Below are 11621 nucleotides of genomic sequence, written 5' to 3' on the forward strand. Positions count from 1 at the left end.
ATGCGCGCTCCACCTTTCGCCACCGCGCTGGCGGACGCCGACGCCGACGCGTTCGTCCACGTCGGCCCGCCGGATGATCCGGTGGTGTCGTATCTCGCCGGCACACAGCTGCCGTGTCGCGCGGCCGTCGTGTACGGCGGCCGGGTCGCAGTAGTGCCCGAGCGCAGCCTCCCCGGGGCGTCCGGGGTTCCGGCCGAGGTCACCGTCCTGGACCCGCATTCGGTGCCCGCCAGGCGGCTGCCGGGGTTGGCGTCGGACGCAGTGCTTGCGCCCCGCATGCTGCCCCACGACGCCGCGTTGTACCTCGAAGAAGCGGGCATCGACGTGTCGTCGACGGTCGTCCACAAGCACGCCCGCCGCAGCAAGACGCCCGCCGAGCAGAAAACGTTGCGGGAGGCGGTCGCCGCCGCCGAAGCCGGCCTTGGGGCCGCCGGCGGCTTGCTCGCCGACGGTGTTGCGGACGACCTCGGGACGCCCGCGGCCGTGCGTCGTGCGGCCAACGCCGGGATCGCTGACGACGGCGCGGTGCCGGCGACGACCGTGCGGCCGGCGTCGGCGGAGCCGGACACGCCGCTGCGCGTCACGGCCACTGCCGTCGTCGACGGGTACCACGCGCCCGTCCGCCGGACGTTCGTCGCGGGCGCGGACGGCGGCTGGGATCGCCGCGCCACGCTGGGCTGTGAGTACGGCGTGGACGCCGCCATCGACGTCATCGAGGCGGGGGAGACGACCGCCGAGCGCGCCGGTGAGGAGGCGACCGCCGAGCTGGCGTCGCTGGGGTTCCCGCCCGAGGACACCACCGTCGACGTTCACGGGGTCGGCCTGGAGCGCCGGGAAGCGCCGACCGGGGAGGCGACGCTCGCCGAGGGCGCGGTCGTGTCCGTGTCGGCGGGCGTGACCGACGACGGGCGCACGGTCGGCGTGTCGGATGTCGCTGTCGTCGGCGCGGACGGCGCCGAGCGCGTCGGGTCGTTCCCGCGCTCGGTCGTGCCCAAAGCCGATTACTGAGCGTCGTCGCTGTCGTCGTCGTTGTCGGGTGGGTTGGCAACCACCGTGGCAGCGCTCTGCGCGATGAGCGCCGGGATCTCGGTGGGCGTGTAGACGTAGCGGTCGCACGCCAGGATGGCGGCAGCGAACCCGAGGAAGACCCAGCCGGTGTGGTCCCCGGCGAGCAGTGTTTCGACGCCCAGCATCCCGGCTGGCGCTGCGAACGCGACCGCGACGCCGAGGCTGACCGCATCGAGCAGCTTCACAGGGTGGCTGTGCGTGCGCAGGCGAAAAACAGTTGTCGTCGCCACGAACCGGTACGTTTTCGTGATGCGTCCCGAATCTGGAATCGTGTTCACGGGAATCATCGAGGAGACGGGCACCGTCGAGCGTGTCGTCGACGACGACGACGGTCGCCGCCTCCGCATCGCAGTCACGGGTTTCGGCGCGTTCAGCCACGGCGAGAGCATCAGCGTCGGCGGCGTCTGTCTCACCGTCGAAGACTGGGGCGAGGACTGGTTTTCGGTGTTCACCGCCGCCGAGACGCTGTCGAAGACAACGCTGAGCGCCGTGTCGTCGGGCGACCGCGTGAACCTGGAGCGCGCGCTGCCCGCCGACGGCCGCCTCGACGGCCACGTCGTGCAGGGACACGTCGACACCACCACCGAGGTCGTCGACATCGAGCAGGTCGGCGAGGACTGGACGTTCACGTTCGCGCTCCCCGACGGCCACGCCCAGTACGTCGCGCCGAAGGGATCGGTCGCCCTGGACGGCGTCAGTCTCACTGTCGCCGGCATCGACGACGAAGCCGGCACGTTCTCCGTCGCCGTCATCCCGACGACCTACGAACTCACGTCGCTGTCCGAGCGCAGCCCCGGCGATCGCGTGAACGTCGAGGTCGACGTGCTCGCGAAGTACGTCGAGCGGATGGCCAGCTACGACTCCTCCGTGGACTCGGTCGGCGGCGCGCTGGACGCAGCCGAGTAATCCTCGGGGTCGACGCCCACACCGTCGTCCGCGATCCGCCGCACCGCCGGCTCGAGCGCGTCGCCGTCCCAGGTTGCGGCGTGCGCCGCGACCGCCGACGCCCCGGTGTGGTTGTACGCCGCCCGGTAGGCCCGGAGCTTCTTGCCGAGGACCGCCAGGAAGACGCCGTCGTAGGCGATGACGAACACCAGGAACGCGACCCCTTGGGCGACCCCGACGAACTCCGCGACCGGCTTGAGGTTGGTGACCGCCGTGTTGTACGTCGCGTGAATGAACGTCGCGGTCACCAACCCCTTCACGACGATGGGGCCGGCGTCGTCGGGGTTGAACTTCGCGAGGCCGAGGTAGTAGCCCGCGAACGCCGAGTAGATCACGTGGCCGGGGCCGGCGAGCGTTCGCAGCGCCGCCACCTGGAACGCCACCTCCGTGGCCTGCTGGCCGCCCGCGGTCTGCATGACCGACATGACCTCCCGCAGGATGTAGATCGCGTTCTCGACGGTGGCGAACCCCAGGCCCGCCATCGCACCGTAGACCGCGCCGTCGACGACGGTGTCGAACTCGTCGCTGCGGAAGACGTACAGCCGCACCGCCAGCCACTTCACGATCTCCTCGACGGGGCCGACGACCAGGAAATAAAACAGTGCGGACGTGGCCACGGCCGTGCTCCCCGTCATGGGGTCGCTCGACCCGAACAGCACGACCGAGGACATCGCGTTGATGGCGGCCGCAAAGCCCGCGAACAGGAACCCGAACACGAACGTGGCGACGAGCAACTCGATCGGCTCTTGGCCGGTCGCGTCGGCCAGCCAGATGTAGCCGGCGACGGCCAGCGCGGGCGCCACCGAGAGCAACACGTAGGCCCCGACGACGGGCCGGTCGAAGAACACCAACCCCGTCGCCGTGGCGAACTGCGCGACGATGATGAGCGCCGCGACAACCAACACCCCGGGGCGAAGCCCCGTCCCGAGAGCGTTGTAGAGCCACGTAGCCGCGTAGTCGAGCCGACTACGGGGCTCCCACGTGACGACATCGTAGAGGTCCATGTCGTCGTCGGCAGCCCGCTGCACCGGGTCCTGGTCAGCGGTCATGTGTCCCGTCTTTCGCATCCACGTCCTTCATCGTTCCTTCCGACCCGACGTGTGTCAGTACTTGCCTCGACGATAGGTTTTGTGTGCTACCAAATCGACGCCACAACCATGGCATACAGTCACAGCCGCGGCCTGTTGTACACCACCCCAACCGACAGCGACCACTCCGACACGACCCCCGCACAGCCCGCCGACGACTGAAACCCTGATACCGGTACGGGCGCAACCACCGCGTATGCAGCGCCACCAGCCCACCACCGCCGCCCACTCGCACGTCCAATGACCCGGGTTCGCGTCCGCGGCATCTACGCCACCGCGCTCACGCAGTTGCTCCGGAACGCGGGCCTCGACGTCGTCGCCGCATCCCCGCCCATCCGGGCACGGTTCCCGGACGCCGACCTCGGTGCCGCCGAACCCCACGCCGACATCCGGATGACGCCCGACCGCCAGGGCGTCGGCATCACCGCCCACGGTGACGACCACGCACGTGCCGTCCGCGCCGTCGTCGCCGACCTCCCCCGAGACACCTTCGTCTGGCCCGATCCCGTCCCTCGCGGCGCGGTCTTCGACGCCGCCGTCGACCACACCGTCGGCGGCGGCGCGATCCTCGACCTCGGCGACGACCGCGAGGCCTACCTCCCGTTCGGCGCCGTCGACGACCACGTCACCGACGGCGACACCCTCCGGGTCGCCATCCGTGATCCAGCCCCGCCCTGGCACGACGACCGCCCCAGGGCCACGGCCACGATCACCGTTTCGGGCGCGCTCGCGAGCCTCGACCGCGGCGTCGACGCGCTCGTCGCCGGTGCCGCCACCGACCGCGCCGAGCTCGCCCGCGCGACGGAGCTCCTCGACCCCGACATCCCCGACAACTGGGGTGTCTACTGGGAGTACGACGGCGCCGACGCGAGCCTCGACGCCCGCGGGACCGCCCTCGACACGCTGGCCGCCCGGGCAGACCGGCTGGAGGCCACACTCGCCGACGCAGACGGGGGCGATACCCCCGGCCTCGTGGCCGCTCCGGACACCACGCTGTGGGCGTGGTTCGGCCGCGAAACCCGGTGTGCGCTCGACGACCACCGCCGCACGGTGGCAGCGACGATGCCGGGCCACCACCGCATCAAAGCCGGCAGCGACGCCGCCAGCGACGCCGTCGACTTCGCGGAGGCGCTGGGGGCGTCCGTCGACGAGTTCCCGTTCGGCGCGGTCACGGACCAGTTCGGCCCCAGCGTCGGCGCGTCGATCGAGATCCAGCACGGCAAACCCGACGGCGCGCTCATCTCGCTTGGCCGCGGCGAAGTCACCGATCGGTCCGCGGAGAACGCCCGCATCACCGTCGAGCGCGAGATGACTGGCGGCGGCACGTACGACGCCCTGGGTGTCGCCCGCGAGGCCGGCGACACCGCCACGACCCGGTTCACCGAGGGCAACTGGTGGTATCCGACTGTCTACCGCAGCGAGGACGGCGAACGCAAGGGGACGTATCTCAACGTCTGCACGCCCGTGGAAGTGTTCCCGGACGCCGTCCGATACGTCGACCTCCACGTGGACGTGATCAAACACGCCGACGGTGCCGTCGAGATCGTCGACCGCGAGGAACTGCAGGACTGCGTTGCCGACGGCCTGGTCTCCGAGGAACTCGCCGAAAAAGCGCTGTCGGTCGCCGAGCGCGTGCAGTCAGCCGTGGCTGAGTAACACGCTCCTTAGAAGTGTGCGTCGGAGCTGGGGCTGCCCTCGCCGCGACCGCCGCGGCCGCCCTCGTTGCGGTCGATCCCCATGAAGCTCTCCGCCTGATCGCCGCCCCAGCCGCCGCCGTCGCCGTCGGTGAACCGCACGACGACATCGTCGACCTCGTCGAACTCCGCCGCGAGGTCGGTTTTGATCCGTTGTGCCGTCCGCGGGCTGATCCCACACCCGGAACACGCGCCGCCCAACTCGACGACGACTTCGCCGGCCGTCGCGTCGGCCTTCCTGACGGCGCTGGTCCCCCCGTGGCTCCTGATGATCGGCATCTGACCGACGAGCCAGGTTTCGACGCGCTCGTGGAGGTCTCCCGCGGCCGCTGTCTCGCTCATACCCGCGGATACACGCTCGATGCATGGTATACCTTCGGTTACTGCTCTTTCACGCCGCCCGCCGGTAGACCGCGCGCTCACGGCGCGTGAGTGCTGTCACCGGTCCCGCCCGTGAGCGCCGACGCGATCGCGCCCTTCAGCACCACGTCGTCGCCCAGCGTCGTCAGCCGGATCTCCGGGACGTTGCTGAACACGCGCTCCTGGATGTAATCTCGGATCGGCCCAAGCACCTGCTCGGGGTTGTGCAGCGCGACCGCCCCGCCGACGTACACCACCAGCGGAGCGTACGCCTGGACGAGGTTCGTCACGCCGATCCCGTTCCACACCCCGAGTTGCTCGACGACGTGGGCGGCAAACGTGTCGCCGTCGGCCGCACACTCGAAGACGTCTTTGGCGGTGAGCCCCCCGCTGTCCAGGGGCAGTGCCGTCTCCACGCCGTCGGCGTCGTCGGCCAGCAGGCGCGCGTACTCGGGGATGTTGTTCCCCGAGCAGTACGCCTCCCAGTGGCCGTCCCGGCCACACCCACACGTCCGCCGGCCGCGCGGGTCCACCACCATATGCCCGAGCTCGCCGGCGTTGCCGTCCCACCCCCCGATCACGGTTCCGTCGACGGCGATCCCCGCGCCGATCCCCGAGGAGATCGTGAGATACGCCATGTCGTCCGGCGTGCGGTCGGCGTAGAACCGCTCCCCGATGACGCCGGCGACCGTGTCGTTGTGCAGGAACACGCGTTCCGTGTCGACCCCCAGCAGGTTCGCCAGCGGGCCGACCAGCGGGATCGTCTCCACCGACGCCGGCATGTTCGCCGGGGAGTCGATGGCACCGTTCGCGAGATCCAGGGGGCCGATGCTGCCGATGCCCGCGGCCTCGATCGCCGTCGGCGCGACGCCGGCGTCCGCGGCCGCCGCGCGCATCACTGCCAGCACGGTCTCCGTGACCGCGATCCCGGTCGGGCCGCTGGGCGTCTTCCGCCGGTCGACGCCGACGATGCGTCCCGATTCGTCACTGACCGCCCCACGCACGTTCGTCGCCCCGAGGTCGACGCCCGCGTAGTGCATTCACGTGTAGCGGCGGGTTCCGACCACTTAACCACTCAGTTTTCACGCAGGATCGTGTCCGCCCGCTCACCGGGTCGCAACCCACACCGTGCCCGGCCCGTGGAACCGCCCCACCGACGCCGCGTCCTCCATCGCGGACACGCGCTCGACAGCCACGCGCACGCGGTCCTCGAACGCCACGACGTTCGCGGCCGCGACCACGCGGCTGTCCCCCTCGGCCAGTGCCACCCGTTCCACGCGCCCCCGTCCGGCGACGTACACGGTTCGTTCGCCCGTGAACTGCGTCATCAACAGCCCCATGCCCCGCGTCGGCGCGTTCCCGATGCTGCGCGCACCCACGCTGACGCCGACCGGCGCCGCAACGAACCCGTCCCACGCCACCGACACCCGCCCCCCGGCAGCGCCCAACTCACAGGCCGCGATCTCCCCCGGGTAGTCAGGTGCGAACCGCACCACTGCCCCGCCACCGACCGCGCGCACCCGGACCGGCGTCACCTCGCGCTCGCGGGCGGTGTTCGCGACCGACCGCATCGCCCCCGCCCGCGACCGGTCGATGCGCACGTCCCCCGTGTGATCCACGAGCGCGCCCGCAGCGGCCAACACCGCCTCCTCGGCGTCCAGTGTGACCTCCAACAGCCCCCCCATCCCGTCGCCGACCGACGCCTCCATCATCGCCACCTCGGTCCGGGACCGCGACCACCGCCCGTCCGCCGCCGAACACGCATCATACGCGGTCGTGGCCCGCGACCAGCATAAGCATATGCCCGCCGCCCGCAGGTGCGCACATGCACGCCCCCGACCTCGCCGGCCGGACTGTGCTCGTCACCGGGAGCGCCCGCGGGCTCGGCCGCGGCCTCGCGCTCTCGCTCGCCGACTGCGGTGCCGCCGTCGCCATCCATTACCACACCAGCGCCGACGCCGCCGACGAGGCCGCCGCCGAAGCCCGGGCGCTCGGCGCACCGGCAGTCACGACGGTCCGCGGCGATGTCACCAGTCCCGACGCCGTCGACCACATCTTCGACACGGTCGAAGCCGACATCGGTCCCGTCGACGTGCTCGTGAACAACGTCGGCGCGTTCGCGCCCACGCACTGGACGGAGATCGACGCCGACACCTGGCACACCGTCCTCGACACCAACCTCACCGCGCCCTTCCTCACCGCCAAGCGCGCGCTCCCGGGGATGCGCGCCCGGTCGTGGGGTCGCATCGTCAACGTCGGCTACGCGTCCGCCGAGAAGGGACTGGTCAATCCCACGAACTTCCCGTACTTCGCGGCCAAACAGGGGCTGTTGATGTTTACCCGCATGCTCGCCGCCGACACCCAAGACGACGGCATCACCGCCAACGCCGTCTCGCCGTACGTCGTCCAGAACTCCGACGAGTTCCCCGCCGACGCACCACGTGGCCGGTGGGCGACCGTCGAGGACATCGCGAGCGTCGTCCGGTTCTTCTGCGACGCCGACAGCGGTTACGTCTCCGGCGAGAACGTCAACGTCGACGGCGGCTGGCTGCCCGAGCACGTGTAGCCGCCGAACCGGCCGCTACTCGCCCCGCTGGCTCCACGGGCCGACGCCGGCGAACCGCCCCAGCGCCCAGCCGGCGGCGAACGGCGCGACGACGGCCAGACACGCCAGCCCCACCCACCGACCAGGCGGCGGCTGCATCGCGAGGAACACGAGGTAGGCGACGCCGACCACGGGCAGCGACCGTGCGAGCAGCGAGCGCGACTCCGATGGCATCGCCTCGGTGTTTGCCCGCACTCGCTGAAGAACCCCGTGCTCGCTGCCGGGCACTCACTGGTTTTCGAGCGCGTCGATCACGCAGGCGGCGGCCACGACACCCTCCTTGGGGATGGTGCGTGCGTCGTCGATGGTGACCGTGTACGTGTCCTTCACCGAGAACTGCCCCTCGATGGCGCCGACCGCCCGCCCCTCGGGGTCGTAGATGTCGTATTTGTTCGGCACGAGGTTCACCACGCCGATGAGGTGGCGGAGCGCCGACAGCACCGTGCTCCGTGACTCGATGGTGGCAAGCGCGTCGCCGGTGTCGGGGTCCCGGATCGTCCAGTTCTCCGCGAACAGCGAGTAGTCCTCATCGAGCACCACCACGTCCTCGCCGGTGGTGTCGTCGACGATGGTGTACGTGCCGCCGATGTCGAGTATGCCCCCCGCCGCCACGGTGAACGCCGGGTCACCGTCGTCGGTGACAAACGGGAACTGCTCTTTGAGCTTGAACAGCTTCTGTTTCGCTTTCAGCACCACCTCGCCGTCGGCGTTCCGGACGTCGTACTTGTTCCGCACGAGCGCCTGCCTGACCTCGAAGCTGTCGCCGTCGAGGTCGACGGCGGCAATGTCGTAGTCGGCCATGTCGTGTGCTGTTTCGGCCCACTGAAAAGCCTTCCCTGCGTTCGCTGGGACCGATAGACCTTCCGTGGTCGGTCCCCTGTGCTCTCCCAATGAGCGAAGAGTACATCGAGGTCCGTGGCGCCGAAGAACACAACCTCACGGACCTCGACGTGGAGCTTCCCCGCGAGTCGCTGAACGTCGTCACGGGGCTGTCCGGATCCGGGAAGTCGTCGCTCGCGTTCGAAACGATCTACGCCGAAGGGCAGCGCCGGTATATCGAGAGCCTCTCGGCGTACGCGCGCAACTTCCTCGGGCAGATGGACAAACCACAGGTGGAGTCCGTCGAGGGGCTCTCCCCGGCGATCTCCATCGACCAGAAGAACGCCGCGAACAACCCCCGGTCGACGGTCGGCACCGTCACCGAGCTCCACGACTACCTGCGACTGCTGTACGCCCGCGTCGGCACGCCACACTGCCCGGAGTGTGGCCGCGAGGTCGGCGAGCAGTCCGCCCAGCAGATGGTGCGGCGCATCTTCGACCTCCCCGCGGGAACGAAAGCGAAGCTGCTCGCACCGGTCGTGCGCGACCAGAAGGGTGCCTTCGAGGACCTCTTCGAGGACCTCGTCAACGAGGGGTACTCGCGGGTGGCAGTCGACGGCGAGTCCTACGACCTCGCGTACGACGACCCCGACCTCGACGAGAACTACGACCACACGGTCGACGTGGTGGTCGACCGCGTGACCGTCACCGAGGACGCCCGCTCCCGGATCACTGACAGCGTCGAAACCGCCCTCGACGAAGCCGACGGCGTGCTCAAAGTCGTCGTTCCGGACGCCGGACCCGACACCGAACTCGGCGGCGCGACGGCGCGCTCGACCGGCGACCTCGCCGACGACGCCGCCGACGACCGCCTCGTCGTGGAGTTCAGCGACGCCCTCGCGTGCACGCATTGCGGCATCGACATCAGCGAGATCGAGACGCGCAGCTTCTCGTTCAACAGCCCCCACGGGGCGTGTCCCGAATGCGAGGGCATCGGGAACACCAAGGAGGTCAGCGAGGACCTCGTCGTCGTCGACACCTCCAAGCCGATCAAAGACGTCTTCGAGGCGTGGAGCTACCAGCGCTCGTACTACCGCACGCGCCTGGACGCCGTCGCCGCGCATTTCGGGGTCAGCGTCGACACGCCCTTCGACGAGCTAGACGACGCCGTCCAGCAGGCGTTCCTCTACGGCACCAGCGACGAGGTCGTCTTCGAGCGCTCCACGAAAAACGGCACCCGCCGCAAGGAGAAGCGCTTCGAGGGCGTCATCCCGAACCTCGAACGCCGGTACGTCGAGACGGATTCGGAGTCCACCCGGGACCACATCGAGACGTACATGTCCGTGACGACGTGCCCGGCCTGCGACGGCACCCGCCTGAAGCCGTCCTCGCGGGCCGTCCTCGTCGACGGCACCCCGATCACCGACGTCAACCGGATGAGCATCGGCGACGCCCTCGCACACTTCGAGGGGATGGAAGCCGAGCTGGACGCCCGGGACACCAAGATCGCCGCCGAGATCCTCAAAGAGATCCGCGCCCGCCTCGGGTTCATGACCGAAGTGGGCCTGGAGTATCTCACGCTGGACCGCGAGGCGTCGACGCTCTCCGGGGGGGAATCCCAGCGCATCCGCCTCGCCACCCAGATCGGGTCCGGGCTGGTCGGCGTACTGTACGTCCTCGACGAGCCCTCCATTGGACTCCACCAGCGCGACAACGACCGGCTGTTGAACACCCTCGAAGAGCTGCGGGATCTCGGGAACACGCTGATCGTCGTCGAGCACGACGAGGAGACGATGCGCCGCGCCGACACCGTCGTCGACATGGGACCGGGGCCGGGCCGCCACGGCGGCGAGGTCGTCGCCAACGGCAGCGTCGCCGACGTCATGGCCGCCACCGACTCCATCACCGGCGACTACCTCGCGGGCCGCGAGCAGATCCCCGTCCCCGACGAGCGCCGCGACTACGACGACACGCTCACCGTCACGGGTGCCCGCCAGCACAACCTCCGGAACCTCGATGTCGACCTCCCGATCGGCGCGTTCACCGCCATCACGGGCGTCTCCGGCTCGGGGAAGTCGACGCTCATGCACGACATCCTCTACAAGGGGTTGGCCCGCGAGATGAACGACAACACGAGCGTCGACCCCGGCGACCACGACGCCATCGAGGGCACCGAACACGTCGAGACGGTGCGGCTCATCGACCAGAGCCCGATCGGCCGCACGCCCCGCAGCAACCCGGCCACCTACACCGGCATCTTCGACTACATCCGGGAGAAGTTCGCGCAGACGAAACTCGCCACGCAGCGCGGCTACAAGAAGGGGCGGTTCTCGTTCAACGTCAAAGGCGGCCGGTGTGAGGCCTGTGGCGGCCAGGGAACCCAGAAGATCGACATGAACTTCCTCTCGGACGTTCACGTGCCCTGCGAGGAGTGTGGCGGCGACCGCTACAACGACGAGACGCTCGACGTCACGTTCAAGGGCAAGACGATCGCCGACGTGCTCGACATGAGCGTCGAGGAAGCCCACGACTTCTTCGAGGCCGACAGCCGGCTCGGCCGCCGCCTCCAGTTGCTCGAAGACGTCGGCCTCGACTACATGCGCCTCGGCCAGCCGTCCACCACGCTCTCCGGGGGGGAAGCCCAGCGCGTCAAGCTCGCCGAGGAGCTGGGCAAGCAGTCCTCGGGGGACACGCTGTACCTCCTCGACGAACCCACCACCGGGCTCCACAGCCACGACGAGCGCAAGCTCATCGAGGTGCTCCAGCGGCTCACCGACCGCGGCAACACCGTCGTCGTCATCGAACACGAGTTGGATCTCGTGAAAAACGCCGACCACGTCGTCGACCTCGGCCCCGAGGGCGGCGCGGCCGGCGGCGACGTCGTCGCCACCGGAACCCCGGAGGCGGTCGCGCGCACCGACGACAGCCACACCGGCCGCTACCTCCGCGATAAGCTCCCGGCGGTCGACCGCGAGGGGCCGCGAAGCGGCCGCGAGAAACCGGCGCTGAGCGACGACTGATCCGCCCGCGAACTCAAACGCG

Annotated in this window: 12 protein-coding genes; 5 read left to right on the top strand and 7 right to left on the bottom strand. The window is 69.8% G+C overall.

Annotated elements, in window-relative coordinates:
- Positions 1-1008 (top strand): M24 family metallopeptidase, encoded by a 1008-nt coding sequence (locus APQ99_RS04640; RefSeq protein WP_136360996.1) that lies wholly within the window; start codon positions 1-3, stop codon positions 1006-1008.
- On the opposite strand, the gene APQ99_RS04645 is transcribed toward APQ99_RS04640, so the two are convergent.
- Positions 1002-1253 carry a DUF7533 family protein gene (locus APQ99_RS04645; protein ID WP_049892579.1) on the bottom strand — a complete coding sequence of 84 codons (252 nt, stop codon included), beginning with the start codon at positions 1251-1253 and terminating at the stop codon, positions 1002-1004. The genes APQ99_RS04640 and APQ99_RS04645 overlap by 7 nt on opposite strands.
- Before the next feature lie 85 nt (positions 1254-1338).
- On the opposite strand from APQ99_RS04645, the gene APQ99_RS04650 reads away from it, so the two are divergent.
- On the top strand, positions 1339-1974 hold the full coding sequence (locus APQ99_RS04650) for a riboflavin synthase (RefSeq protein ID WP_168731194.1): 636 nt from the start codon (positions 1339-1341) through the stop codon (positions 1972-1974).
- On the opposite strand, the gene APQ99_RS04655 is transcribed toward APQ99_RS04650, so the two are convergent.
- Positions 1923-3062 carry a PrsW family intramembrane metalloprotease gene (locus APQ99_RS04655; RefSeq protein ID WP_168731176.1) on the bottom strand — a complete coding sequence of 380 codons (1140 nt, stop codon included), beginning with the start codon at positions 3060-3062 and terminating at the stop codon, positions 1923-1925. The genes APQ99_RS04650 and APQ99_RS04655 overlap by 52 nt on opposite strands.
- Before the next feature lie 279 nt (positions 3063-3341).
- Between APQ99_RS04655 and APQ99_RS04660 the strand changes: the two genes are divergently transcribed.
- Positions 3342-4757 carry an Rne/Rng family ribonuclease gene (locus APQ99_RS04660; RefSeq protein WP_136360999.1) on the top strand — a complete coding sequence of 472 codons (1416 nt, stop codon included), beginning with the start codon at positions 3342-3344 and terminating at the stop codon, positions 4755-4757.
- Between the two features lie 8 nt (positions 4758-4765).
- Here the strand turns inward: APQ99_RS04660 and APQ99_RS04665 are convergent, their stop codons facing one another.
- From APQ99_RS04665 to APQ99_RS04675, 3 genes are all read right to left on the bottom strand, one after another.
- Positions 4766-5137, bottom strand: a complete 372-nt coding sequence (locus tag APQ99_RS04665) for a NifU family protein (RefSeq protein ID WP_010903966.1) — start codon at positions 5135-5137, stop codon at positions 4766-4768.
- Between the two features lie 77 nt (positions 5138-5214).
- On the bottom strand, positions 5215-6195 hold the full coding sequence (locus APQ99_RS04670) for an ROK family protein (RefSeq protein ID WP_136361000.1): 981 nt from the start codon (positions 6193-6195) through the stop codon (positions 5215-5217).
- A gap of 66 nt (positions 6196-6261) precedes the next feature.
- Positions 6262-6867 (bottom strand): AIM24 family protein, encoded by a 606-nt coding sequence (locus tag APQ99_RS04675; RefSeq protein ID WP_010903968.1) that lies wholly within the window; start codon positions 6865-6867, stop codon positions 6262-6264.
- 113 nt (positions 6868-6980) lie between these two features.
- Here APQ99_RS04675 and APQ99_RS04680 point away from each other — a divergent pair, with 113 nt between their 5' ends.
- Positions 6981-7721, top strand: coding sequence for an SDR family NAD(P)-dependent oxidoreductase (locus tag APQ99_RS04680; protein ID WP_136361001.1), 741 nt, complete (start codon positions 6981-6983; stop codon positions 7719-7721).
- Between the two features lie 15 nt (positions 7722-7736).
- Here APQ99_RS04680 and APQ99_RS04685 read toward each other — a convergent pair whose 3' ends face one another.
- A complete protein-coding gene (locus APQ99_RS04685; RefSeq protein WP_010903970.1) occupies positions 7737-7934 on the bottom strand; it encodes a hypothetical protein in 198 nt (65 codons plus the stop codon).
- Positions 7935-7988: 54 nt separating this feature from the next.
- Entirely contained in the window at positions 7989-8561 is a 573-nt protein-coding gene (locus APQ99_RS04690) for an LURP-one-related/scramblase family protein (RefSeq protein WP_136361002.1), read from the bottom strand.
- An 89-nt stretch (positions 8562-8650) separates the two neighbouring features.
- Here APQ99_RS04690 and uvrA point away from each other — a divergent pair, with 89 nt between their 5' ends.
- Complete coding sequence (uvrA, locus tag APQ99_RS04695) at positions 8651-11599, top strand: excinuclease ABC subunit UvrA (RefSeq protein ID WP_136361003.1); 2949 nt, start codon at positions 8651-8653, stop codon at positions 11597-11599.
- Positions 11600-11621 lie beyond the last annotated feature (22 nt).

Source organism: Halobacterium salinarum DSM 3754 (genome assembly GCF_008124605.1).
In the GTDB taxonomy this organism is placed as follows: Archaea; Halobacteriota; Halobacteria; order Halobacteriales; family Halobacteriaceae; genus Halobacterium; species Halobacterium salinarum.

Coding starts and splice junctions, on each gene's coding strand:
- APQ99_RS04640 (WP_136360996.1), top strand. CDS start 1: ATGCGCGCTCCACCTTTCGCCACCGCGCTGGCGGACGCCGACGCCGAC.
- APQ99_RS04655 (WP_168731176.1), bottom strand. CDS start 3,062: ATGACCGCTGACCAGGACCCGGTGCAGCGGGCTGCCGACGACGACATG.
- APQ99_RS04660 (WP_136360999.1), top strand. CDS start 3,342: ATGACCCGGGTTCGCGTCCGCGGCATCTACGCCACCGCGCTCACGCAG.
- APQ99_RS04665 (WP_010903966.1), bottom strand. CDS start 5,137: ATGAGCGAGACAGCGGCCGCGGGAGACCTCCACGAGCGCGTCGAAACC.
- APQ99_RS04670 (WP_136361000.1), bottom strand. CDS start 6,195: ATGCACTACGCGGGCGTCGACCTCGGGGCGACGAACGTGCGTGGGGCG.
- APQ99_RS04675 (WP_010903968.1), bottom strand. CDS start 6,867: ATGATGGAGGCGTCGGTCGGCGACGGGATGGGGGGGCTGTTGGAGGTC.
- APQ99_RS04680 (WP_136361001.1), top strand. CDS start 6,981: ATGCACGCCCCCGACCTCGCCGGCCGGACTGTGCTCGTCACCGGGAGC.
- APQ99_RS04685 (WP_010903970.1), bottom strand. CDS start 7,934: ATGCCATCGGAGTCGCGCTCGCTGCTCGCACGGTCGCTGCCCGTGGTC.
- APQ99_RS04690 (WP_136361002.1), bottom strand. CDS start 8,561: ATGGCCGACTACGACATTGCCGCCGTCGACCTCGACGGCGACAGCTTC.
- uvrA (WP_136361003.1), top strand. CDS start 8,651: ATGAGCGAAGAGTACATCGAGGTCCGTGGCGCCGAAGAACACAACCTC.